Annotated in this window: 26 protein-coding genes; 15 read left to right on the top strand and 11 right to left on the bottom strand. The window is 59.0% G+C overall.

What is annotated here, in order from left to right; genetic code table 11:
* Window position 1 precedes the first annotated feature (1 nt).
* From AC27VU_RS05680 to AC27VU_RS05665, 4 genes are all read right to left on the bottom strand, one after another.
* Window positions 2–217 carry a hypothetical protein gene (locus tag AC27VU_RS05680; RefSeq protein ID WP_083366729.1) on the bottom strand — a complete coding sequence of 72 codons (216 nt, stop codon included), beginning with the start codon at window positions 215–217 and terminating at the stop codon, window positions 2–4.
* 10 nt (window positions 218–227) lie between these two features.
* Window positions 228–2,216 carry a phage terminase large subunit family protein gene (locus AC27VU_RS05675; RefSeq protein ID WP_488723619.1) on the bottom strand — a complete coding sequence of 663 codons (1,989 nt, stop codon included), beginning with the start codon at window positions 2,214–2,216 and terminating at the stop codon, window positions 228–230.
* Window positions 2,161–2,685, bottom strand: a complete 525-nt coding sequence (locus AC27VU_RS05670) for a DUF1441 family protein (protein ID WP_488723618.1) — start codon at window positions 2,683–2,685, stop codon at window positions 2,161–2,163. The genes AC27VU_RS05675 and AC27VU_RS05670 overlap by 56 nt, the downstream gene beginning before the upstream one ends.
* Before the next feature lie 134 nt (window positions 2,686–2,819).
* On the bottom strand, window positions 2,820–3,158 hold the full coding sequence (locus tag AC27VU_RS05665; RefSeq protein ID WP_459668322.1) for a phage holin family protein: 339 nt from the start codon (window positions 3,156–3,158) through the stop codon (window positions 2,820–2,822).
* Window positions 3,159–3,257: 99 nt separating this feature from the next.
* Between AC27VU_RS05665 and AC27VU_RS05660 the strand changes: the two genes are divergently transcribed.
* The gene (locus AC27VU_RS05660) at window positions 3,258–3,554 is read left to right on the top strand and encodes a hypothetical protein (RefSeq protein WP_488723617.1); all 297 of its coding nucleotides are present in this window, start codon (window positions 3,258–3,260) and stop codon (window positions 3,552–3,554) included.
* A 508-nt stretch (window positions 3,555–4,062) separates the two neighbouring features.
* Here AC27VU_RS05660 and AC27VU_RS05655 read toward each other — a convergent pair.
* The 5 genes from AC27VU_RS05655 to AC27VU_RS05635 form a co-directional block, all read right to left on the bottom strand.
* A complete protein-coding gene (locus AC27VU_RS05655; RefSeq protein ID WP_103520668.1) occupies window positions 4,063–4,422 on the bottom strand; it encodes a PA0613 family protein in 360 nt (119 codons plus the stop codon).
* Window positions 4,415–6,631, bottom strand: a complete 2,217-nt coding sequence (locus AC27VU_RS05650; protein ID WP_488723616.1) for a VapE domain-containing protein — start codon at window positions 6,629–6,631, stop codon at window positions 4,415–4,417. The genes AC27VU_RS05655 and AC27VU_RS05650 overlap by 8 nt, the downstream gene beginning before the upstream one ends.
* Window positions 6,621–6,848 (bottom strand): TraR/DksA family transcriptional regulator, encoded by a 228-nt coding sequence (locus tag AC27VU_RS05645; protein ID WP_098968436.1) that lies wholly within the window; start codon window positions 6,846–6,848, stop codon window positions 6,621–6,623. Before AC27VU_RS05645 ends, AC27VU_RS05650 begins: the two co-directional genes overlap by 11 nt.
* Window positions 6,841–7,359, bottom strand: coding sequence for a phage regulatory CII family protein (locus AC27VU_RS05640; protein WP_473014954.1), 519 nt, complete (start codon window positions 7,357–7,359; stop codon window positions 6,841–6,843). Before AC27VU_RS05640 ends, AC27VU_RS05645 begins: the two co-directional genes overlap by 8 nt.
* A gap of 331 nt (window positions 7,360–7,690) precedes the next feature.
* Window positions 7,691–7,951 carry a hypothetical protein gene (locus AC27VU_RS05635; protein WP_488723615.1) on the bottom strand — a complete coding sequence of 87 codons (261 nt, stop codon included), beginning with the start codon at window positions 7,949–7,951 and terminating at the stop codon, window positions 7,691–7,693.
* Window positions 7,952–8,030: 79 nt separating this feature from the next.
* Here AC27VU_RS05635 and AC27VU_RS05630 point away from each other — a divergent pair, with 79 nt between their 5' ends.
* Window positions 8,031–8,762 (top strand): LexA family protein, encoded by a 732-nt coding sequence (locus tag AC27VU_RS05630; protein WP_488723614.1) that lies wholly within the window; start codon window positions 8,031–8,033, stop codon window positions 8,760–8,762.
* A gap of 6 nt (window positions 8,763–8,768) precedes the next feature.
* Here the strand turns inward: AC27VU_RS05630 and AC27VU_RS05625 are convergent, their stop codons facing one another.
* Window positions 8,769–9,746: a putative phage abortive infection protein gene (locus AC27VU_RS05625; protein WP_488723613.1), complete on the bottom strand. Its 978-nt coding sequence runs from the start codon at window positions 9,744–9,746 to the stop codon at window positions 8,769–8,771.
* A gap of 457 nt (window positions 9,747–10,203) precedes the next feature.
* Here AC27VU_RS05625 and AC27VU_RS05620 point away from each other — a divergent pair, with 457 nt between their 5' ends.
* The 11 genes from AC27VU_RS05620 (at window position 10,204) to AC27VU_RS05570 (ending at window position 20,904) form a co-directional block, all read left to right on the top strand.
* The gene (locus tag AC27VU_RS05620) at window positions 10,204–10,794 is read left to right on the top strand and encodes a hypothetical protein (RefSeq protein ID WP_488723612.1); all 591 of its coding nucleotides are present in this window, start codon (window positions 10,204–10,206) and stop codon (window positions 10,792–10,794) included.
* A gap of 10 nt (window positions 10,795–10,804) precedes the next feature.
* On the top strand, window positions 10,805–11,089 hold the full coding sequence (locus AC27VU_RS05615) for a phage antirepressor KilAC domain-containing protein (protein WP_488723611.1): 285 nt from the start codon (window positions 10,805–10,807) through the stop codon (window positions 11,087–11,089).
* A 158-nt stretch (window positions 11,090–11,247) separates the two neighbouring features.
* Complete coding sequence (locus AC27VU_RS05610; RefSeq protein WP_488723610.1) at window positions 11,248–11,565, top strand: pyocin activator PrtN family protein; 318 nt, start codon at window positions 11,248–11,250, stop codon at window positions 11,563–11,565.
* Between the two features lie 58 nt (window positions 11,566–11,623).
* Complete coding sequence (locus AC27VU_RS05605; protein WP_488723609.1) at window positions 11,624–12,055, top strand: hypothetical protein; 432 nt, start codon at window positions 11,624–11,626, stop codon at window positions 12,053–12,055.
* Window positions 12,052–12,693, top strand: coding sequence for a hypothetical protein (locus AC27VU_RS05600; RefSeq protein ID WP_488723608.1), 642 nt, complete (start codon window positions 12,052–12,054; stop codon window positions 12,691–12,693). Before AC27VU_RS05605 ends, AC27VU_RS05600 begins: the two co-directional genes overlap by 4 nt.
* Window positions 12,594–13,742, top strand: coding sequence for a tyrosine-type recombinase/integrase (locus AC27VU_RS05595; protein WP_488723705.1), 1,149 nt, complete (start codon window positions 12,594–12,596; stop codon window positions 13,740–13,742). Before AC27VU_RS05600 ends, AC27VU_RS05595 begins: the two co-directional genes overlap by 100 nt.
* A gap of 22 nt (window positions 13,743–13,764) precedes the next feature.
* Entirely contained in the window at window positions 13,765–14,310 is a 546-nt protein-coding gene (gene folE, locus AC27VU_RS05590; protein ID WP_010456659.1) for a GTP cyclohydrolase I FolE, read from the top strand.
* 104 nt (window positions 14,311–14,414) lie between these two features.
* On the top strand, window positions 14,415–14,786 hold the full coding sequence (locus AC27VU_RS05585; protein ID WP_003223187.1) for a glutathione S-transferase N-terminal domain-containing protein: 372 nt from the start codon (window positions 14,415–14,417) through the stop codon (window positions 14,784–14,786).
* 281 nt (window positions 14,787–15,067) lie between these two features.
* On the top strand, window positions 15,068–18,271 hold the full coding sequence (locus tag AC27VU_RS05580) for an efflux RND transporter permease subunit (protein ID WP_488723607.1): 3,204 nt from the start codon (window positions 15,068–15,070) through the stop codon (window positions 18,269–18,271).
* A gap of 1 nt (window position 18,272) precedes the next feature.
* Complete coding sequence (locus AC27VU_RS05575; RefSeq protein WP_400499212.1) at window positions 18,273–19,463, top strand: efflux RND transporter periplasmic adaptor subunit; 1,191 nt, start codon at window positions 18,273–18,275, stop codon at window positions 19,461–19,463.
* A complete protein-coding gene (locus AC27VU_RS05570; RefSeq protein WP_201138324.1) occupies window positions 19,456–20,904 on the top strand; it encodes an efflux transporter outer membrane subunit in 1,449 nt (482 codons plus the stop codon). The genes AC27VU_RS05575 and AC27VU_RS05570 overlap by 8 nt, the downstream gene beginning before the upstream one ends.
* Before the next feature lie 6 nt (window positions 20,905–20,910).
* Here the strand turns inward: AC27VU_RS05570 and AC27VU_RS05565 are convergent, their stop codons facing one another.
* The gene (locus tag AC27VU_RS05565) at window positions 20,911–22,077 is read right to left on the bottom strand and encodes an aminotransferase-like domain-containing protein (protein ID WP_488723606.1); all 1,167 of its coding nucleotides are present in this window, start codon (window positions 22,075–22,077) and stop codon (window positions 20,911–20,913) included.
* An 82-nt stretch (window positions 22,078–22,159) separates the two neighbouring features.
* On the opposite strand from AC27VU_RS05565, the gene AC27VU_RS05560 reads away from it, so the two are divergent.
* Together AC27VU_RS05560 and AC27VU_RS05555 are read left to right on the top strand one after the other, a co-directional pair.
* On the top strand, window positions 22,160–22,606 hold the full coding sequence (locus tag AC27VU_RS05560) for a MarR family winged helix-turn-helix transcriptional regulator (protein WP_045122353.1): 447 nt from the start codon (window positions 22,160–22,162) through the stop codon (window positions 22,604–22,606).
* A 318-nt stretch (window positions 22,607–22,924) separates the two neighbouring features.
* Window positions 22,925–24,274, top strand: coding sequence for an NCS2 family permease (locus tag AC27VU_RS05555; protein WP_003223176.1), 1,350 nt, complete (start codon window positions 22,925–22,927; stop codon window positions 24,272–24,274).

Here is a 24,274-nt window from a genome sequence, read left to right as displayed (position 1 = left end):
GTCAGATCTTCATGTAGGAGATGCGGTTACGGCCGCGTCCCTGTTGTTGGGCCTGTTCCAGCGCGACCTCCTTCGCGTATTGCTGCTCTAGCAGGCGAAGGCTGTTCAGCTCGGCGCGATACAGTTCGCGATCCGCACGACGCAAGCGCTGGCCTTTCTTCAGGACGTCAGAGATCGCCGCCCGGACTTCCGCGAGGCGCTGTTGTGCGTCTGTCATGTTTGTTTTCCTAGTAGCCCGCGCGACTGCGGGTGCCCCGTCCACGAGCGACGGCTCGGCGCGGTACCGGTGCGACCGGTTGTTCGGTGGTGAACAGAGTTGGCTGTAGCAGTTGCTGCTCCAGCTGATCCCATTCGTGATCGCGCAGCAGGTGGGTTTTCAGACTGCGCGCCGCATGCAAGGCGTACACCTCGCAGTCGAGCGCTTCGTTGCGCCGTCCGGCCTTTTTCTGCCAAACCATCTTGCTGGGGTTGCGTGGGTGCGGCGCCAGCACTTCGTTGGTGAGCTGCTCGTAGTAGTCCGAGCGGATCTCGCTATACCAGTGCATTCGGCCAGGCCCTGCGCCTTTCAGCCGAAGTCGGCCGTCGATCAGGGTCTTGGCTTTGTGCGTGCCAACGATGTGGACCCTCAGCCCGTATTTGGCAGCCTTGGTGTTGTCTTGCGAGGTGTCCACCGACTGCGGCGGCTTGGTGAAAATCTCCTTGTCGCGGCTGTCAACGGAAGCACCTTTGATCGCCATGACGTTGTAGCGTTGACGATCACGCACATACGCATAAACCGCATCGCTGGTATTACCGTCAGAGCTGTCGATGCTGACCGCCGACACCGCCAGTTGGGCGCCGCTTGCGATGGGAATCGGTCTGGAGATGACCCTGTCCAGCTCTTGCCAGACAGCGTCATGCGGATCGATGGGGTTGCCGTGCAGCTCGCCCCAATACAGACGCCATGACTCTTCACCCCGTCCCCATCCAGTGATCACTAGCGCCAAGCGGTCGCCTTGCACGTCGACGCCGACGGTGACCAAAAGCACACCTTGGGGTGCGGTGAGTTCCGCGTAGGGTTCGGCGCGCTTCTCCAGTTCATCAGTCTTCGGAGCATCGCTCTGGTATTCGTAGCTTTCGCCTTTGGAGCTGTTGACGAAGGCGATCATCGGGCCGATGTTGCCCTGCGCCGCCGCGTGCTCAGCCTGGAGTTTCTTTTCCATCAGCACCTCAAAGCGCGATCCCCAAAACGTCGCGTAAAGCTCGTTGAGGATGTAGCCCGCGATACCACGAAACTCTGCTGTAGCTGACCAGCGCCCATGCTTGAGGTTGGCGTTTTTCTGGTTATCGTCCCAGATCCCGCCGCAGTGCGGGCAAGAGTAGAAAGTATTTTCCGGACGCTTCTTGCCGTACACCTCGTGCTGGTACTGAGGATCCTCATCGCAGTGCAGGTTGTCGAAGTTCAGCGCGTGCTCTTGCCCGCACTCGTGACAGGGCACCAAACCAACACGCTTATCTGATAGCTCCAACTCCGCATCGATGGCCGATAGACCTTTGATGGTCGGTGTGCCGCCGATGATGATTTTCGAACGACGAAAGGTTTTGAGTCGCTCCTTCGCCAGCTTGATGCTATCGCCCTGCCCGCGCAGGTTGAGGTTGCAGTCGTCCGGTTCCTCAATAGCCACCCGTGGCACTGGCGTGGACTTCACGCTGGCCGGGCTGTTGGAGCCAACCATTTTCAGGAAGCCACCAGGAAAACGCTTGAAGTCCTGCCTTTGTTGAAGCTTGCGGCTGCGCAGGTCGACTTTCTTGCGCAGCCGTGGCGTGGCTTCAATCATCGGTTCGAGCTTTTCGCCGACGTACTGTTTGGCCGCTTCGGCTTTGGGAAACAACACCAGGATCGGGGACGGGTCAATGTCGATCCATTTGCCCAGGGCATTTCCCAGAACGCCAGACGTCCAGGCCACCTGCGCCGATTTGCGTCCGACGATCTCGCTAACAGTCGGATCGTCCAGTGCCTCCAATGGCCCACCGGGCCAGATAAGGTGAGGTGTCACGTCAAAGCGATACTTGCCGGGGCGTGCCGCTTCTTCCGGTGCGAGCCAGCGGTACTTGTCCGCCCACTCGATAATGCTCATGCGGGGCGGCGGTGCCCACTTGCGGCAGGCGCCGCGCAGCGCTTTAGTCGCCGTCTTCCTCAAGGCCCTCCGAATCGTCCGGTTCGTCAGAATATCCATCTGACGGGGCATCATCCTTGTCATAGTCAGAAAGCCTCCTCAGGATGGCTTCAATGGGGTCGCGAATGAGCTGCTCGTCAACTTCCACGTCGTAGCGCGCCGACAATTCGGCGGCTAACTCGTCCGGAAAGGAATTGAGCAGCTCCACTTTGGCAGCGGTGATCATGGCTTCGAAACGCTCGACCAGATCAGCCGCAATCACAACTTCGCCCAGATCCTTGGCCATCGCGAGTTCTTCGCGGTCGGCACGGATCCGGTCGAGCCGGTCGCGTGAAGATTCTTTTTTGCCGTTGAGTGCGGCCTGGTGCATCAGCCATTGAATGACGGCTTCGGTGTCGTATTGGTTTTCGTTGCCCCGACCGAGGCCGAACTCGGTCACAGGCATGCCGTCGTTCTGCCATCGGGTCAGGGTGCGTTCATCACGGCCGACGATCTCGCTCAAGTCGGCCTTGCTAACTGACCTGCCCATATCTAACCCTTTGAAAAGACGGACATCCCTGCCAAATTCTCAGCTGCAGAGATCCCGCGAGTTCGCTAACCCGTGTAGGGGGCGGCCCTCGGGGAGGACCCGGAAAAACCGCCCCCCCCCGGTCGGCCCCGCACCTAGGTTCGGTCGGTCGATGCCGACTCGGAAAGGCCCAGCCGCTTGGCAGCCCATCGTTCGTACAACCCGATGGCCACATCGGCACCGGCCATCGCCGTCAGGCAACCCAAGGCGCCTGCCGTCCAGATCGTCATGCCGGCTGCGATCATCAACATCATCGCCGACACCCCGCAGACAATGCAGGCCCCGGATCGAAGCGCGAGTCTGCGCAACAGTGCCCATCCCCGCGCCCCGTCCTTGTCGGCCCGCCACATCTCTCCCGATACGCCACCGACCAGGGCCAGGACGATCACTAACCAGATCGGCATCTCTGCCAGTGCTTGTTGTTCGTTTGTCATCACGTCTCCAAATCAAAACACGTCTGAGCAATTCACTTGTCGGCGGTCATTGAGAGGCTTAGGCTCAAGCCTTTCGACTCATGTTTAAGGGAACATCCAATGGAAAAAGCAACGTTTGTTTTGGCGCTTCTTTCTGCCGTATTCACTTATTTTTCAATCAGTGAAAAGCGACTCATTGAGTTCAAAATTTTCGCAGCCTGGTGTTGCCTTGCTGCGCTCACATTCAGCCATGCCCATAGTCTCTATCTCTTGGGCACGAGTGACGCCCCCGTTAGCCTAACGCGCACCCTTACTCTGATCATGGCTGCTCTCGGTGTGCTGGTATTGCTGGCCACTGCCTACTTCTTCAAGAACTACCTGCGCTACTCGCTTGAGTACAAAAAACCTAGTCAATAAAAAACCCGGCGCAATGGCCGGGTTTGGTGGTGGGTGCCTGCCGCTCTCTGCGGTCGCACCTATCGAAGATGACTACTTTTTACAGGTCGATTCCGGTGGCAGCAACCCTGTTTTAATGCCACCCGGTGAATAAGTGGGTAACGCAGGGTGAACGCCTAGCGAATGTCGGCGAATACACCACCCCGGCATTCTGTTGCTTCGGTGGTGTCCCATACGTCCCACTTTTCGGAATCGAAGTGGGACGCCTGAGAGCGCCTAAATTCGGGGCTTCGCCCCACTGTCCCACTTATCTTTCTCTTTTCTCGTGTAAAGGAAGAAAATTAAAGAACACGCGTTCGCGCGTAAGCGCGTACTGCTCGCCCGCTCCGCTTACACGGGCGGGAGGTACTTCTAAGCGGGACGGTGGGACAGGCCAACAACGACAAGGCCCGCACCTGTCCCGCTGCATCGAAACGCAGCGAGACAAGGCGGGCCAGTAGGACAGCAATAGCGGGAGCAATGCCTGGAGTCACGCAGCCATCCCCATCATTACACCGAAGATCTGCAGGTGCGCGTCATGCAAGCGCTGGTAATACGTGTCGCGGCCGCAACCGCAATGGGCGTACCGCAAACGCATATCCACATCGTGCGTGCAGTAATGCTCACGCACGACCGTCACCAGCTCGGGCGCGAGATGCTTGTTCACGATCAGTTCGATGTCCAACGAACTCTCCAGCGGCGCACGGAAGGCTCGTCGCCCCCGAATCAGTTGACCATTGGTCTCCATCATCATGGCGACCATATTCCCACCTGCGAGACCTCCACTTGAGAGATCCGAATGCAGATCCAGTGCCCACGACCGAAGAAGCGAATCGATCTCCTTAATCAAAGCAAGGCTCCTCAAACGCTTCCCGCTGCAACGCCGAAGCACCGCCCCACCCTGCCGGCTTCTTGTAAGCCCACGGCCGCTGCCCACTTTTCACCAGCGCAGGCAACCGCACACGCCGCCACCCCAACCGATGCATGATCGCCCCGACACGCATCTGCTCCGGCTTACCCCAATGCCCGAAGTCCAGCTTCAGCGCATTGGCAAGCACCTCGCTACCCGTGGTGGTTTCGCCGATCTGCGACTCCTCAAGCCAGGTCAGAATTGGACCTTCCCACTCATCCACCACAAAGCGCTCGTCCTGCTCCTCACCGAACATCGACGCCTCATCCAGCGTCACCCACCAGAGATCGCCCGCGTCGTAGCAGAACACCGCTTCAGCCCAAAGCTGATCGCGCATCGAGCGCAACAACTCCAGATCCACTTTGGTACACGCCACCGGCCAGTAACGTCGGTTACCGGTCGCGTCCTTCAGGTACTCGTCCTGGTTCGTCGTACCCACGAACACGCACTGACGCGGCACGTCCATAGTGCGGCGGCCGTAGCTCTCGCGGTAGGTGTCCGTCGACGCGGAGAAAAACTGTTTAGCCTTGGTGCTCTCGGCCTTGTTGAAACTGTCCAGCTCGCCCAGCTCGACGATCCACTTGCCCCGGATCGCCTGAAACCCGTCCTTGTCGCCCAGGGCAAACGGCGTATCCATGAACCACTCACCACCGAGAATGCTCATCGCCGTTGACTTACCAGCGCCCTGCGCACCCTCAAGGATCATCACCGAGTCAGCCTTGCAGCCCGGCTTCATCACCCGCGCCACGGCTGACAACATCCAGCGCTTGCCAACCTTGGACGAATAGTCGGTTGCCTTGACGCCCATGACGTCCGTGAGCCAGCTTTCCAGGCGCGGCACGCGATCCCACTCAAGCTTGCGCAGGTACTGCCGCACCGGATGAAACGCATGGTCATGCGCAACCACACTCACCGCCTCGATCACATGCGAGGCCTTGACCCGCAAGTTGTACTGCTGCGCGAGCCACTTCATCACCCGCACATCGTCGATATCCGCCCAATCGCCTGTGCCGCCGCCATATGGGGCCGCACGCAGCTTTACGATCTTCGAACTGAACGCGCTGTAGCTGATCACCCCGGCCCAGCGTTCGTCATTGGCCAGGATCAACTCGACGTTCTGCATGTGCGCAATCAACGCGCCGCTTTCACTGCGGGCCAGCATGTCCTTCCAGCCACCAGCGGCCGGCGGCTTGACCACTGCCAGCACCTGACGACGCACCGCTTCCAAACCTTCCGCGACATGCAGGTCGTTGAAGTCGGTCCACTTGGCTTCCCGCTCTCCGGAAAAGATCGGCGCGACCACCTGACCACCGACAATCAGCGCCGCGTTGTTCGCTTTCTCTTCACCGGGGTTCCACGCATCGCCATTCGGCTTCGTGGTCTTCCAGTCATCATCTCGGCAGATGATCAGCGGGCAACCAGCGAAGCGCTCGCGCATGGCCTTGCAAACCACCAGCAAATTGCCCGCATCAAACGCAACGGCCACGGTCAGTGACGTAGCCATATGCAGGCTTGCGCCGGTCGCGTAGCCCTCACATACCAATACAGGCTCGCCCGGATCCGGGTGCGGCCCGATCAGATGGAAAGCCCCCTCTTTGGACATGCCGTAAGGCCAATAGGATTTGTCCCGGCCGGTATCCTCTTGCTTGGTCGGGAACACCACCTGCAGGCCGACAATCTCGTCGCGCACATTGCTCATTGGTACCAAAAACGCCCCGGTGCGCGGCGCATACCGAACCCCGAAGCCGACAATCTGCTTTCGATCCAGATAGTCGCTACGGCCCTTTTCCGGCATGCGTTTGAACATCCCCGCCGCCCGATTCGCCGCACGACGGGCCGCATTGGCCGAGATCTCGGCAGCCCGACGCTTTGCCTCATCCTGCCGAGCGCGCATGACCTCACGTTCTTCCGGCGACATCCGCCCGGCCTTCACCTTGATCTTTTGCGACTCACCCGAACGCCAATCACCGAACGCTCCGAAAATCAGCGTCTCGCCTTTCTCCGTGCGCTGCTCGTGAACGACATACCAGCCGTTCTTTTCCTTCCCTTTGTCCTGCGCGGTCTTACACCGTGTCAGCTTGCCGAACACCAGCGGTTGCGCAGGTTCAAGCCCGTAATCGGCGAATTGCCCCAATACCTCATCGAGCATGGTGTGCCCCCTTCAATTCCACGAGAGAAAGGCACCCAACGCACTGTGTGCAACCGGGCTGCGCCAAACGACGAGCCTCAGGGATCGGGTCATCACACGTTTCGCAGAACAGAAACGAATGCGCCACCAAGGCAGGCTTGGTGGCGTTGCGTGCAGCGAGCGCCTGATCGATACGCTCCTGCACCAGGTCATTTGCGAAGTCAGCAATGTCAGCCACGATCAACACCCCGCGTCGTCTGGTTGACATACGTGGCGCGGTTGAACAACCCCAACAGCCCCTGAATCCCACGGAACACCTGCAGGCGAATCGCGGCGAGTTCCTCATCGGAAACCACCCCGTCGCCAATGCTCTTGGCCCAGGTATCCGCCAGATCCGCCACTTGCCGGAAGTACTCGGCAATCCCGGTGGTCAGCGTCTCGGGCATGTCGTTGGTGTACGCCTCAGCCAACTCCTGCCAAGTCGTGTCACCGACCAATGCATGCACCGCATCCAGAATGCGGCGATCCTTCGTCAGCTCCAGAATCTCGCCGAACTCTTGAATGTTCACTGTGTGGCTGGGATGGGTTGGGGACAGCTTGTGCTGCAGCGTGGTCGCATTACGGCCGGTGGTGGCGGCGATGGCGGCGGCGCCACCGGGGTAGTCCCGGGCAGCATGGTAAAGCGCGAGATCGAGCGGCAAAACTTGCCGCTGCGCCCGCTCAACGGAGCTCAGAATGATACGGCTCATGGCATTAATCCTTGTAAGTTGCCAGTGCCGCGCGACATGTAGTGGTGATACATTTGCCGCGTGGCTTGAAAGGGCCCAAACGCCGGCTAGATCTTAGGGATCGATACCGGCACCGTGCCGGGGCGAGCAATCCGTTGCTCACCCCTGGCGCAACAGCTGCCCAATCTGTGGTGGAAAAGGCAGCAACACCAAGGCTTCCGAGCCTTGGAAAAGCGCGAAAAAGAGAGGTGGTTGCATGTGGTGTGCCCGCCTATCTTTATCGCGCCCCGACAGCGCTGTGGTGGTGCGTGTCGGGAGGAACTGGGCGACCTTTGGGTCGCCTTTTTTCTTACTACGCCGCAGCTTTTTGAGGGGCAGAAGCGTTCAACAGCCAAGCAGCTTGGAAGGCATTACCTTTCTCCCTCGCGGCTGCCGCCAGCAGTTCGGCGTATTTGGTTTCACCTGTGTAATCCGTTCGCGGCAGGCATGCAGCCTGACGCCATTTGTTCAACGCCTGATAGCTTCTATTGCATACCCTCGCGGCGGCCCCGATGCCGCCTACGGCTTCAAACGCGAATGCAATCGCGCTAGGAAAATCTGCGGGGTCCAACATGACAACCTCCATTTATCAACTTGCGGTTGATGTTATAGATCAACTGACTATTGCGCAACCTTTATGAGACTCTCAACCCATGGTTGATAAAAATTCTCTCCGCGCAGCTTTTAGCGAGCGCCTACACAAAGCACTAGACGATGCCGGCGTACGCAGCAGAGGTCGTGGTGTGGATATTCATCGTCAGTTGAAAAGCGTGGGCGTTGATAAAACGACCCAGGCCATCAGCAAGTGGCTGAATGGAGAAGCGATGGCTGAGGCAGACAGCATGTGTGCCCTCTGCTCTTGGCTTGGGGTTAGGCGGGAATGGCTTGAATACGGCGTGCTGCCAAAAGAGCAAACTGGGAATAGTAATGTTCGTAACATAACTACTGATGACGCCAGCAACGTACGTGAGATCAGGCAGCGCTTTGGCAAAGTTCCATTGATTTCTTGGGTGCAGGCTGGGGCTTGGTGTGAGGCGATCTCAAACATCGAGGACTATGAGAGTGACTCTTGGTTATCGTGCCCGGTTCCTATTAGCAACCAAGGGTATGCCTTGAAGGTTCTCGGAGACTCCATGACGAATCCTGGCCCTGGGCGCAGTTACCCAACAGGATGTATCATTTTTGTGGATCCTGAGGCAGAAACAAAGACCGGCGACCGAGTAATTGCCAGAGTGCCGCGCACAAATGAAGCAACCTTCAAAATATTGGTAGAAGACGCTGGCCGACAATTTCTCAGGCCAATCAACCCGCAATATCCAATTATTGACATCACGGAAGAGACGCACATTTGCGGTAAGGTGGTCGGATCATTCATCCCTGAATGAAGTGGCCTACCTATTACTACTATACGTGGCTCGCAACTGGCTATAAACTCGGGATTTTGTGTATTTCAGAATACTGCCAATCCCAATATCTTCATAATCTGCATAAGCTATATCTTCATACAACTCATACAACTCTTGCCTTCCAGCGAGAAATTCAGCTGTGTGCAAATGCTTCAGTAAAGAATATTGCTCTACATAACTCTTCAACCCAGAACCATTTACCGTCACACAATTAAAAAACAACAACTTTAGTTCATCATCGGAAAGCTGAGCCCTTAGAATATTAGAATATTGTCTTTTATGAAAATACTCCAACCTAACCTGTCGAACAGAGCGCCGTGCGGCATGATCTTCATTGGCCAGCTTAAAACCGTCTACCAGCTTAAGTATCTGGTAAATATTTCTATAATACTGAGAAAGCATTACACGAATTTCAGGATAGACACCTTCATCAAAAGCCCGCTGCAACAACTCTTGCTCGGTTGTTTTTTCGGGATCTTTCGCCTCATACTGTGGCTTCGGTTTTGACCTTTGAGCGTCAGCTAAGTCCTCACAAGCGTAACGATACTTCAATACAATTTGCTCAACGGCACGTCCAAAACCATTCCCGCCCATTAGGCCAGTCTTGTCACGAATTCTCTCAGCAATATTTGAATGAACATCAATTAGCCTAAAAAATACAGATTCAAAATTCTGACGTTCAAACACAGCCGTCTGCTTATCTTGAATTCGGTTGGCTATCCTAGTTTCCTCTCTAGCTTCTTTTAATTCCTGCCCTTGAGTCCGAATTGTGTACAGCACCCCAAGTAGTGCCATAAAACTTAGTAGTGGGTTGAGGACTCCACCAAAAAAGTCTCCAAACTGCCCAAGCTTATCGGACTGCCCCGCAAAGTTTAAACCAATAAGCGGCAAGTCAATTCCGTAGGTTAGCTTCAATACAATGTATAGCCCCACCCCACCAATTAGTGTCACGCTCATCATCATTAGTAAGGTTCCGAACCCGAGACCGCTTATAATCGAGTTCATGCGTCGATAACTATATGAACGAGCATCCTTGATAACCTGTCGAATATTACTCCATCCCTTTTTCAGCACAAACTGCATCCACAAATAGATTGAAATGAATGTTTATTAGTCCTTAGATGCTATCGAATCGCCACTATTTCGTCTACCCACATAAAGCCATGCAAAAATCAACCTGCGATTGACATTTTGCAACCGCTGGTTGATATTCGCCTCACTCTTCCACCACAGAGCGAGGCAAAACCATGCACACCACAACAACTTTGCACGTCCATCCAGCCGCTGCTGACCCTTCTCGCATCTTCGAGATCCGCCGTCTAGCACGCGAGACCGGCTGCTTGTTTGTAACCAGCAAACCGAAGCAGCAAGCTCGCGCTACCTCCACCCAATTCGATCCGAACGGCGGAGGGCACGCAGCATGATCAAGTACAAAATCGACAACCTCACGCTTCAGTTGCTCAATGCCCAGGTCAACCTGACCGAGACCTTCAACCACGTTCTCCGGACAGCGCCCAAGCGTGAGTGCCTGGCATTCCGGCTCAAGGTCGAACGCGGCACATCAGAGAGCACCTTCGTCGTCGAGCTGGGCAGCGAACGCCACACGCTGACCCTGCAGAACGACAAGAAAACACACCTCAAACTGGCCGACTTCATCGAAGAAATCGCCAACGGCCCGTTCGACGCAAGCAACACCAGCGACTTGGTGCACCGCCCGCACGCCAGCCGCGAATATGGCCGCTTCGAGGTCACCGACAAGCAACGCGTGTTCGAGCTGGTACGCACCGGCGGTGTGCTGAGCCTCGAAATGGGCTTCGACTACCCTCTGCAAGTCGCGGTACACAGAACGCAATCGCGCTCAGGTATCACCACCATCCTGAGCATCGGCAACAAAAGCCCGCACACCCGCTGCTTCACCGCGTACGGGACTGATGTCGAGATCTACGGCAAGGTCACCGAGTCCATCAACCACCTCGCTGCAGCGGCCACCCCAGCCGCGCACGCGGCATGAGGGGGACGCCATGGAACGCAACCTCACCCAAGCCGCAACCCAACTCGGCCTCACCCGGCCAAAGCTCATCGCCCGCATGCGGGAAAAAGGCCTGCTCAACGAGAAGAACCTACCGGCCTACCCCAATCGTGACCGCGACTACATGCGCATCAAGGACGGCCAGTGGTACCACGACCAGCTCGGCATGCAGTACAGCCAGTCGACCAGGGTGAAACAACCCGGCATCCGCTGGCTGGCCGAACAGTTGGACATCGACCTACCTGCCATACCGGCAGACAACCGTGACGTGGCCTAGGGAATATGCCCGCCAGATCATCGCCATGCGGACACGAGAGGAGCGCAACGCCGCGCTCCTCGAAGTGCCCGAACATCTGCGCGAGCTGACCAGAACACACTGCCTGAACGCCTGGAACCACCCGGCCCGAAAACAACGCCAGGAGGCCCAACAAAGCCATGAGTAACACAGCACAAAACCCGCTGCGCCTACACCCGGCACCGGAGTCAGCCACAGTCGAGCTGCTCTTTCGCACCTTCGGCGACGTCCTGATCCCGCTAGACAGAGTTCGCGAACGCTACTTTCGCAACCTCAACGAGCAATCGTTCGCGGCCGAAATCAGCAGCGGCCGCATCCAGCTCCCCATCACCACACTGGACACCAGCCGCAAGGCACCGAAGTACGCCCACATCAGGCACATCGCCTCACTGATCGACATCCGCGCCTACAAGGCCGACGAAGACATGCAGCGACAGCAGGACGACACCAACGAGTAACAATCACAAACCAAGCGGCTGCCACCACCGGCCGATGACATCACCAGGAGCACACCACATGACAGCAATTCAAATCTGCGCGCTGATAGCAATCGTCCTCATGACCGCTGGCATTTACTGGCTTGCCTACCGGAACGGATTCAACAACGGCCTCACCGAGGGTTATGCAGATGGCTACAGCGAAGGCATAGCCGTTCGGAGCGCTGACAAATCTGAAGATATCCGCAACCTCACGCTATCGCTCAAGCAGGTTCAAAACAAACACGAGCAACTTTACGACTTCTACAAACGCGCCGTAGAGGCCGCGCAGCTTGGAGAACCTGCACGGATCACCCTGCTGGAGATTGCCGAGAAACTGCGGATCGCAGCCGATACGTTCGCCGCCTTCCGCACAGGCAAAAAACTCGAACGCGAAACCAGAGCCTTGCGCGACCAAGCGCTGGCCATGGCAAAACTTCTGCAGGTTACAAATGAGGGAGAGGCCGCATGAACGGCACACTGTCTTACTTCGGACCGACTCATTATCGAATCTCAGAGCAAGGCGACGAGCAATCTCGCATACGAGCACGATTATCGACCGCGTTGCTCTGCGACAGCACGCGCGTCGACACTCAAGGAATAAAAGGTCTCTGCTGCGCAGCAGCAGGCATTAGTGCTTTTCCTCAAGCCGCTACCGAGGCACTTCCCCCCCAAGAAAAGCTGCGCCGGGCAGCGACACCCAATGCAACGCTGACCGCTCAGCATCGCCCGCCCGCGCAGCTTGCCGAGGGGTATACGCCCGTTGATGACGATGCAGACTTATCGCTGCCGACCTACCACCTGGACAAGATTCCAGAAGACAAGATGGCCGAGTTGGTCGGCACCACCCGCCGAGCGCTTCAAGGTAAGCGCGCCAGAGGCGTCATTCCCAAAGGTGTCTGGAACACCATCGATAGCCGCATTTATTACAGTCTGAGGAGATACGAGGCATGGCTAGAAAGCCAATGGGATTGCCCACCGGAGTTGAATTTGCTGGACAGTCCGTCCGCATTCGCTTCACCTGGAACGGGCAGCGCCGTTGCGAAACCCTCCCCTATCCCCCAACGCCGAAGGGGATTAAGGCTGCCGCCGACCTACGCGCTAACGTAACCAGCCTGATCAAGCACGGCGTTCTGGATGATCAGCGATATGCCGAACTGTTCCCCAACTCCACCTATGCCAACTACTCGGCGACTCCCCGCTTCGGGGAGTACGCCCAGGAGTGGCTCAACAGTCGCGAGATCGTGGCCGGGACACGCAAGAACTACCTCGGCTCGCTCAATCTGTACTGGATGCCGTATCTGGCAATGCTGCCCATCGACAGCATCACGTCGGTGATGCTGCGCAAGGTGGTGGCCAATACCGAATGGCCGACGCCGGGCGTGAAGCGCGCGGCGATCCAGCGCCTGACCACGGTGTTCGGTACCGCAGTGAAAGACGGCCTGATCAACCGTAACCCGGTGGAGTCCATCGAACTGCCGGTGAAGGCCAAGAAACCCATCGATCCCTTCACGGTCGGTGAGGCCAACCAGATAATCGAACACCTATATAAAACGCTGACCCATTCAATGCGGATCTACGCGGCGTACTTCGAGTTCGCCTTCTACACCGGAATGCGCCCCAGCGAGATCGCGGCGCTGCGCTGGGAAGAGGTCGACAAGGAAAAGCGACTGGTCAACGTGTGTCGGATCGTCGCGGACTACAAGATCGAGGAGCGCACCAAAACCCGGAACGTGCGACAGGTCATGCTCAATAGCCGCGCGCTGCACGCCCTCGAGCAGGCAGAGCTGGAGGCGCAACAACGCGCCCTGCAGAGCCGTCGTAAACGCGCCGAATCGCCCTACGTGTTCCCGCCAACCAAGAACTTCGAGTTCATTCAACAATCGAGTGTGACCGACAAACACTTCCAGGCTGCACTGACCGAATTGGGGATTCGCGCCCGCCGGCAATACAACTGCCGACACACATACGCTACCATGTGCCTCATGGCGGGTATGAACCCTGCGTTTATTGCCACTCAGCTCGGTCATAGCGTTCAGATGTTGCTATCGACTTACGCCCGATGGATCAATTCCAGCACTGACTGGGGTGAACTCGGTAAGCTCGAAAACAGCTTGATTGGTACAAAATTGGTACAGACAGAAACAGTACCCCTCTGAAACCCTTATGGAATCAGCCCCTGTGACACTGGAACAGAACTACACCGCGATTCTCGGCCAACTGGGCGAGGACGTGTCCCGCGAGGGCCTGCTCGACACGCCAAAGCGTGCCGCTAAAGCCATGCAGTACCTCTGCCGCGGTTATGAACAGACGCTCGAAGAGGTCACCAATGGTGCCCTGTTCAGCTCCGACAACAGCGAAATGGTGCTAGTCAAGGACATCGAGCTGTACTCGTTGTGCGAACACCACCTGCTGCCGTTCATCGGCAAGGCGCATGTTGCGTATATCCCGAGCGGCAAGGTGCTGGGCCTGTCGAAGGTCGCGCGGATCGTCGACATGTACGCCCGCCGCCTGCAGATTCAGGAAAACCTCAGCCGCCAGATCGCCGATGCGGTGCAGCAAGTCACCGGCGCGCTGGGCGTGGCCGTGGTGATCGAGGCCAAGCACATGTGCATGATGATGCGCGGTGTCGAGAAACAGAATTCGTCGATGATCACTTCGGTGATGCTCGGTGAGTTCCGCGAAAACGCGGCAACCCGCAGCGAATTCCTCAGCCTGATCAAGTAATTCGCGGTACGAAGAAAACCGGCATTCATCGCCGGTTTTTTTTCGCCCGCAAAAAATCGGGTAAGCTGCGCGCCCTTCTCTTTTTGCACCGTGAGGCTTTCAACGTGTTCGTCAAAGCGCTTCGTGTCGGCCTCGGCCAACTGATCATCTTCATCGACTTCATTACCCGCCCGGGCAAGAAACAGCGTCCGGCCGAAGTTCAGGCACAGGTCAACTCGGCCGCCAAAGACCTGACGCTGTACCAGTTCCACGCCTGCCCGTTCTGCGTGAAAACCCGCCGCACCCTGCGTCGCCTGAATGTGCCGGTCGCACTGAAGGACGCGAAGAACAACGAGCATGACCGCCAGACGCTGCTGGAACAGGGTGGCAAGATCAAGGTGCCGTGCCTGCGCATTGAAGAGAATGGGCAGACGACCTGGATGTATGAGTCCAAGGTAATCATTGATTATCTGGATAAGCGGTTTGCTGCTATCTGAATGATTTTCGGTGTCCTGAGCGACGCCTGCGCGAGCAAGCTCGCTCCCACAGGGGGCGGGTCACGCCTGATTGCTTACCAAGCTAACTAAATATTCATCTACTGTTGGTCGATTTGCCGGCTGCCACAGTCACGGCGGTCTATTCTGCGAGAAGCAGAGCCAGAGGCGCATTCACCTGCCATCCGGGCTCACCCACGCTCCCACGGACAGGCAGTCGATCAAGCGCTCACGGCCCGTTCCTCGCTCGTATCGCTGTCCGCTCCGTTGCCCGGACAATCGCAATGCATGCACTGGTACGTATCGCGCTGGGAAAACCGTATACCTTTGTGGTGCTGGCGATTCTGATCCTGATCGCCGGTCCGCTGGCGGCGCTGCGTACGCCCACCGACATCTTTCCCGAGATCCGCATTCCGGTGATCGCGGTGATCTGGCAGTTCACCGGTTTGTCGCCCGACCAAATGGCCGGACGGATCACCTCACCGTTCCAGCGCGTATTGACCACCACGGTCAACGACATCCGCCACATCGAGGCGCAGTCGCTGAACGGCTTCGGGATCGTGAAGATTTTCTTCCAGCCCAACGTCAATATCACCAACGCCAACGCGCAAGTGACTTCGGTGTCGCAAGCGATCCTGCGCCAGTTGCCGCCGGCGACCACCCCGCCGCTGATCCTCAACTACAGCGCCTCGACGGTGCCGATCATTCAACTGGCGTTGTCCGGCAAGAATCTGAGCGAACAACAACTGGGCGATATCGGCCTGAACACCGTGCGATTGATGCTGACCACTGTCGCCGGAGCGGCCATCCCCTATCCGTTCGGCGGCAAGAGCCGGCAGATCCAGATCGACCTCGACTCGGCCGCCATGCAGGCCCGCGGGCTCTCGGGGCAGGATGTAGCTAACGCACTGGCCACGCAGAACCTGATCACCCCGGTGGGCACCGAAAAAATCGGCGACTATGAGTACCCGCTGCTGCTGAACAACGCGCCGACGGACTTCAAGGATCTGCAGGATTTACCGATCAAGACCGCCAACGGCACCACAGTGCTGATTCGCGATGTGGCGACCGTGCGTGACGGCAATCCCCCTCAAGCCAACATCGTTCACGTCAACGGCAGCCGCTCGGTGCTGCTGACCATTCTCAAGACCGGGTCCGCCTCGACCCTTGGCGTGATCGACGGTATCCGCAACAAACTCGCCGACTCCAAGGCTGCGCTGCCTGACAACCTGAAAATCGAGTTCATCGAGGATCAGTCAGTGTTCGTCCGCGCGGCGATCAGCAGCGTGGCCAAGGAAGGGATCATCGCGGCAGCCCTGACCAGCCTGATGATTCTGCTGTTCCTTGGCAGCTGGCGCTCGACGGTGATCATTGCCGTGTCGATTCCGCTGTCGATTCTGGCCTCGATCGCGACCCTCGCCGCCCTCGGCGAAACCCTCAATATCATGACCCTCGGTGGCCTCGCCCTGGCAGTGGGGATTCTGGTGGATGAAGCGACGGTCACCATCGAAAACATCAACTGGCACCTGGAACAGGGTAAAGAGGTGAAGACCGCGATCCTCGACGGTGCCGCGCAAATCGTCACCCCGGCCTTCGTTTCGCTGCTGTGCATCTGCATCGTGTTCGTGCCGATGTTCTTCCTTGAAGGCATCGCCCGCTATCTGTTCGTGCCGATGGCCGAAGCGGTGGTGTTCGCCATGATCGCTTCGTTCCTGCTGTCGCGGACGCTGGTGCCGACCATGGCCAACTACCTGCTCAAGCCGCACACCAAGGAGGAACAAGCAGCGCACAATCAGCGTTCGCGCAATCCGCTGGTGCGTTTTCAACGCGGTTTCGAGAAGCGCTTCGAGGCCGTTCGCGATCGCTACCACGCGATGCTGGAAACCACCCTGCACCACCGGGGAATTTTCGTTGTGTGCTTTTTCGGCTTCGTGCTTTTGTCGTTCACCCTCGTGCCGTTTCTGGGGCGCAACTTTTTTCCGGCGGTCGACGCGGGACAGATCCTGCTGCATGTACGCGCGCCGGTCGGCACCCGCGTAGAGAAGACCGCCGAGCTGATTTACGACGTCGAGAACGCGATCCGCCGCATCATCCCGCCCGCCGATCTCGGCTCGGTGGTCGACAACATCGGCCTGTCTATCAGCGGCATCAACATCACCTACAACAATACCGGCACCGTGGGTTCGCAGGACAGCGACATCCACATCAAGCTCAATGACGGTCACCGCCCCAGCGCCGACTATATGCGGCAGATTCGCGAGCAACTGCCCAGGCAATTTCCCAGTCTGGTGTTTTCCTTTCCACCGGCGGATATCGTCGGGCAGATCCTGAATTTCGGTGCGTCGGCGCCCATCGACCTGCAGATCCAGGGCGGCAATCAAGTCGCCAATTTCGCCTACGCCAATACCTTGTTGCGTGAGATCCGGCGAGTCCCGGGAGTGGCCGATGCGCGCCTGCAACAATCCGAGCAACTGCCAACCTTTCAGGTCAACGTCGACCGCACCCGCGCGCAATTGGTGGGCATCACCGAACGCGATGTGACCAACAGTCTGGTGGTCAACCTCGCGGGCTCGAGTCAGGTGGCGCCGACGTACTGGCTCAACACCGCCAACGGCATTTCTTATCCGATCGTGATGCAGACGCCGCAATACAACCTCGACTCGCTGTCAGCGCTGAACAACCTGCCACTGAGTCCGACCGGCGCCGGCAATGACCAGCAGATTCTCGGCGGTCTGGCGACGCTTGAGCGCACCAACAGCCATTCAGTGTTCAGCCAGTCGGAATTGCAACCGGTGGTGGAGATTTTCGCGTCGACTCAGGACCGCGACCTTGGCGCCGTGGCGGCGGATATTCAGGACATCATTAATGCCCACGCCAAAGATGTTCCGAAGGGTTCGAAAGTCGCCCTGCAAGGCCAGGTGCAAACCATGAACAGTGCGTTCAACGGCATGCTCTACGGCTTGCTCGGCGCAGTGGTGCTGATCTATCTGGTGATCGTGGTCAACTTCCAGTCGTGGCTCGATCCATTCGTGATTCTCATGGCGTTGCCGGCGGCACTGGCAGGGATTGTCTGGATGCTGTTTCTCACCCACACGCCATTGTCGGTGCCGGCGCTGACCGGGGCGATCATGTGCATCGGGGTGGCAACCGCCAACGCGATTCTGGTGGTCAGTTTCTGCCGCGAGCGCCTCGATGCCCATGGTGACTCGGTCAGTTCGGCACTGGAGGCCGGGTTCACCCGTTTTCGCCCGGTGCTGATGACCGCGCTGGCGATGATCATTGGCATGACCCCGATGGCCCTGAGCCTGGGAGAAGGTGGCGAGCAAAACGCGCCACTGGGTCGGGCGGTGATCGGCGGGCTGTCCTTCGCCACGATGGCGACGTTGTTCCTGGTGCCGATCATTTTCAGCATTGTCCACGCCCGAGACGCCCGCGAGCCAGCCCCGGCCGCTGACGCGCCACTGCCTCCTGCCCCGGAGGGCGCCTGACATGACTGACGAGCACATTGCCCCGGACACCCCTGCGCCCCAGCGGCGCAAGCACAGTCTGTGGCGCATCGCATTGACCGGGCTGGTGCTGGTGTTGATCGTCATCGCGTGCATCATCTGGCGCGTCAGCGAATCGCGCACGCTCAAGGACTGGACCGACAAACAGGCCGTGGCCAACGTGGTGCTGATCTCGCCAAGCATCGCCCCGCAAGGTCCGGTGCTGAATCTGCCGGGACGGCTGGAGGCGTACTCCCGCGCCTCGATTTTCGCCCGCGTCAGCGGGTATTTGAAGTCATGGAAATTCGACATCGGTGCGCCGGTCAAGGCCGGTCAATTGCTCGCCGAAATCGATGCCCCGGAGCTTGATCAACAACTGCTGCAAGCCCGCGCCGACCTCGCCACCGCCCAGGCCAACGAGTCGCTGGCGGCGACCACGGCAAAGCGCTGGCAGGCGATGCTGGCCTCCGATTCGGTGTCGCGCCAGGACGTTGATCAACGCAACGGCGACCTCAGCGCCAAGCAGGCGCAGGTACTGGCGGCAAAAGCCAACGTCGACCGATTGGTGGCAACCAAAGGCTTTCAGCGTCTGGTAGCGCCGTTCGATGGCGTGGTGACCGCGCGCGAAACCGATGTCGGCGCGCTGATCAACGCTGGCAGCGGCAGCAACGGTCCCGAGCTGTTTGTGGTGTCCGATGTCAGCCGCTTGCGGGTTTATGTGCAGGTACCACAGAATTTTTCGCCACTGGTCCGTGCGGGGACCAGCGCCAATCTGACCGTGCCGGAATATCAGAAGGAGCAGTTTCCGGCCAAGGTCATCGCCACCGCCGACTCGGTGAATGCCACCTCCGGCACGACACTGGTTCAGTTGCTGGTGGATAACCCCGGCGGACGCCTGATCCCGGGCGGCTTCACCAATGTCGAGTTCAAGTTGCCGGTGCAGGTCAACGCCTTGCGGCTGCCGGCCAGTGCGTTGCGCTACGACGAACACGGCTTGCGCGTGGCGACGCTGGATGCAAATGACAAGGTGCGTTTCAAGACCATCACCATTGCCCGCGAGTTGGGAGATTCAGTGGAGATCGGCTCCGGCCTGCTGGCCAGTGACCGAGTGATCGATACCCCGCCGGACGGCCTCGCCGACGATGACAGCGTGCAGATCGTGCAGCCCGACAAGGGAGGCAAAAACAATGGCTGAGCGCTCGGCGTTGTGCACCGCCGCGTGGGTTTTGGGCGCGGCGCTCGGGCTCAATGCCTGTTCGCTGGCACCCACCTACCACGTGCCGCCGACGCCGGTTGCCGCGCCGTTTCACACGGTCGCACCGTGGACCACGGCGCAGCCTTCCGACCAGTTGAACCGCGATGGTTGGTGGCGGATGTACAACGACCCGCAGCTCGACGCGCTGCAACAGCAATTGCTGCACAACAATCCCGACCTGAGCGCCGCGCTGGCGCATTACGCCCAGGCCCAGGCGTTCGTCAAACAGGTCGAGGCCGGGCTGTTTCCGAGCATCACCGGCAATGCCCAGCCGCAGCGCATTCGCCAGTCGGACAACAAGCCGCTGCGCAATGGCGGCCCGGATGAGTACAACTCGGTGACGCTCGGGGCCGAGATCGATTACGAGGTGGATTTGTGGGGCCGGGTGCGCGACACGGTCGCCGCCGGCAAGGACGAAGCCCAGGCGCAGAAGGCTGACCTGGCCTCGGCGCGCCTGAGCCTGCAGACGCAACTGGCCGACACCTACATCCGCCTGCGCGGACTGGATCAGCAAACCCGCCTGCTGAAGGAAACCGGTGCGGCGTTCGAGAAAGCCCTGAACCTGACGCAGGGCCTGCATGACGGCGGCATCGTCTCCGGACTGGACGTGGCCCGTGCCCGCACGCAATTGTCATCGACCAAATCGCAGCTGACGCAAAACCAGGCGCAACGGGCCTTGCTGGAACATGCGATCGCCGCGTTGGTCGGCGCATCGGCCTCGGACTTCAGCATCGCCGAGAGCACTCATCCGGTGACCCTGCCGGTAGTGCCGGTCGGGTTGCCGTCAACCTTGTTGCAGCGCCGCCCGGACATCGCCGCCGCCGAGCGCCGCACCGCTGAAGCCAACGCGAAAATCGGCGTGGCCAAGGCCGCGTTCTATCCCAGCCTGACCCTGAGCGCGCAGGCCGGTTTTCAAAGTGCCGAGTACGCCAAACTGCTTTCCGCACCCAATCTTTTCTGGGTCATCGGCCCTTCGCTGTTGGGCACTATTTTCGATGGCGGCGCACATCAGGCTGAACTGGATGCAGCACGGGCCGCCACCGACGAAGCCGGCGCGCACTATCGCAGCGTGGTACTGGCGGCGTTCGCCCAAGTCGAAGACAACCTGTCGCTGGTGTCCGGCCTGGGCTCGGCACTGAAGGATCAGCGCGACGCGGCGGACGCGGCGCAGCAGTCGGAGAACCTTGCGCTGGACCAGTATCGTCAAGGGGCGGTGGGTTATCTGGATGTGGTGTCGGCGCAGACCACCGCCCTGCAGGCGCAGAGCAGTGTGCTGGATGTGCAGACCCGTCAGCTCAGCGCCAATGTCGGCTTGATCAAGGCGCTGGGTGGCGGCTGGTCGAACGAAGAGTTGGCGAGCATCGCCGCGCAGAAAGAGTGATCACTCTTACGCCGCTAACGCTGCCTGGGCTTGGCGCACCACCGCCGCCAGTCGCTTGAGCCCTTCATTGAGACGCGCCGGATCGATGTGGCTGAAGTTCAGGCGCAGATGCCCGTGATGGTTGTCCGGATCCGCAAAGAACGGCTCACCGGGCATGAACGCTACGTCGTTGGCCAGCGCGGCGTTGAGCAGCGTTCGCGTATCCAGCGGTTGCTTTAGCGTCAGCCAGAAAAACAGCCCGCCCTGCGGCATGTTCCAGTGCGCCAGATCAGAGAAATGCGTTTCCAGCGCAGACTGGAACGCATCCCGGCGCTGTCGGTAGAAGCCACGCAGCTCACCCAAATGCTGCTGATATTTTTCCGTGCCAATCCATTGCAGCGCCTGCCACTGGCCGATGCGGTTGGTGTGCAGATCCGCCGACTGTTTGAGCTTGAGCAAATGCGGGAACAGGTCCGGACTGGCGATCAGGTAGCCGACGCGCAAACCCGGCAGCAAGGTTTTCGACACGGTGCCGGTGTAGATCCAACTGGCTTTCTGCAGGCGCCCGGCAATCGGTTTGGCGCTGCCGCCGTCGAAAGCCAATTCGCGGTACGGCTCGTCTTCGATCAGGGTCACGCCGAATTCATCCAGCAACGCGGCGACGGCGGCGCGTTTGGCTTCGCTGTAGCGCACGGCGGAGGGGTTCTGGAACGTCGGGATCAGGTAGATGAACGCCGGGCGATGTTGCTCAAGTCGACTGCGCAGTTGAGCGAGATTGGGGCCATCGGATTCTTGCGGCACGGTCAGGCATTCGGCGCCGAACAGCTGGAAGATCTGTAGCGCGGCCAGGTAGGTCGGCGCCTCCAGAAGAATTTCGGTGCCCTTGTCGATGTACAACTTGGCCGCCAGATCGAGGGTCTGCTGGGAACCGCTGACCACCAGCACCTGACTCGCCTCGCACGCCAGGCCCAGCGCCCTCGCCTCCGCCGCCAGCGCTTCACGCAGCGCCGGCTCGCCCTCGCTCATGCCGTACTGACCCAGCGCCAGCGGCATCTCGGCCCATTCGACTTTCGGCAGCATGGCTTCGGCGGGCAGGCCACCGGCGAACGACATCACCTCCGGGCGCTGGGCGGCGGCGAGGATTTCACGGATCAGAGAACTTTTAAGGCGCGAGACACGTTCGGAAAAAGCCATGGGAGTCACCGGTAGCGAGGCTGGAGAGATTTGAGTCAAACTGCTTGACCGAAACTACGACAGCTTGAGCGAGTACGTCAACATGCTTGACCTTAAAAGCCCCGCCAGCCAGCAACAGGCGATGGAAGCGTTTTTCTTCGGCTATCAGGCGTTCACCGCCAAGGCCGATGAAATGCTGGAGCGCCGCGGTCTGTCCCGGGTGCATCAGCGGATTGTATTTTTCATCGCGCGTTATCCGAATTTGAGTGTGAAGGAGTTGCTGGGATTGCTCGGCGTAAGCAAACAGGCGCTGAACATGCCGTTGCGCCAACTGCAGGAAATGCACCTGGTGGACAGCGTGGCGTCGGCGGCGGACAAGCGTAAGCGTCTGCTGGAATTGACCGTGGAAGGTGCAAAGTTCGAGCAGGCGTTGCGCCGTGAGCAAGTGAAGTTGCTCGAGCGGGTGTTTGCCGAGGCTGGGGAGGCGGCGGTGAATGGCTGGCTGGCGGTGAATATGGCGCTTGGGAACACTCAGTCACCTCTCGATTGACTGGGCTGGCCTCTTCGGGAGCAAGCCCCCTCCCACAGGGTTCTGCTGGTTACCCATGATTCGGGTCCACTGGAGATCCACTGTGGGAGGGGGCTTGCTCGCGAAGGGGCCCCCAAGAGCGATATATCCCTATCGCCTGACCTTTCGTAAACAAAACCAAAAACAATATTTGCTTTATTTGTACACAAAAGCATAATCCACTGCGTGCGAGTTCCTGACCGCATGGTCAACAAATTCGCGTATGCCTCAAAGGGCTGCTGCCACCCCTCATGGGTCCGGCCCTGGAAATAACAATAAAACTCTTGAGGAGTACTCGCTGTGGAAAGCCGCAAATCCGAAGCATCGACGCTGGAACTCTCGCCGCCCTTACGCACAGGCGTGCTGGAGCGCATCTTCAAACTCAGCTTGCATGGCACCACGGTGAAGACCGAGCTGATTGCCGGTCTGACAACCTTCATCACCATGGCCTACATCATCTTCGTCAACCCGAACATCATGGCCGATGCCGGGATCGATCATGGCGCAGCTTTCGTCGCCACCTGCATCGCCGCCGCGCTCGGCTGCCTGCTGATGGGTCTGTACGCCAACTGGCCGGTGGGCCTGGCGCCGGGCATGGGCCTCAACGCATTCTTCACTTACACCGTGGTCGGCACCATGGGCTACAACTGGGAGACCGCGCTCGGTGCGGTATTCGTCTCCGGCGTGCTGTTCATGATCCTGACCTTCTCGCGCATTCGCGAATGGCTGCTCAACAGCATCCCGGTCAGCCTGCGCTTTGCGATGGGCGCCGGTGTCGGTCTGTTCCTCGGGCTGATCGGCCTGAAGACCGCCGGTATCGTCGTCGACAGCCCGGCGACGCTGATCAAACTCGGCTCCCTGCGTGAACCCGGCCCGCTGCTCGCTGCGATCTGCTTCCTGATGATCGCGATCCTCAGCTACCACAAAGTGTTCGGCGCGATCCTCATCAGCATCATCACCGTGACCCTGGCCGGTTGGGGCCTGGGCATCGTGCACTACTCGGGCATCATGTCGACTCCGCCGAGCCTGGCGCCTACGTTCATGGCCATGAACATCGCCGGTGTGTTCAACGTCAGCATGATCAGCGTGGTGTTGGCCTTCCTCTTCGTACACATGTTCGACACCGCCGGCACCCTGATGGGCGTCGCCCAGCGCGCCAATCTGGTCAACGCAGACGGGCGTATCGAAAACCTTTCCCGAGCGATGAAAGCCGACAGCGCCTCCAGCGTCTTCGGTGCGGTGGTCGGCGTTCCGCCCGTCACCAGCTATGTGGAAAGTGCCGCTGGCGTAGCGGCTGGTGGTCGGACTGGTCTTACCGCAGTCACCGTGGGTGTGCTATTTATAGCCGCGATGTTTTTCGCGCCACTGGCCGGCATGATTCCGGCTTACGCCACAGCCGGTGCGCTGATTTATGTCGCGATGCTGATGATGGGCGGCATGGCGCACATCGAATGGGATGAGGCCACTGACGCCATCCCGGCGATTGTCACCGCGATCATGATGCCGCTGACCTTCTCGGTCGCCGATGGCATTGCGCTGGGCTTCATCACCTACGTGGCGCTGAAGGCCGGCACCGGCAAGTACAAGGAAATTTCCGTCAGCCTGTGGGTGCTCTGCGCGATCTTCATCGCCAAGTTCATCTTCTTGTAA

This window comes from Pseudomonas sp. 14P5.3.2 (assembly GCF_057799175.1).
Note: the sequence above shows the minus strand (reverse complement) of the source record. Positions and strands in the feature narration are given on the sequence as shown.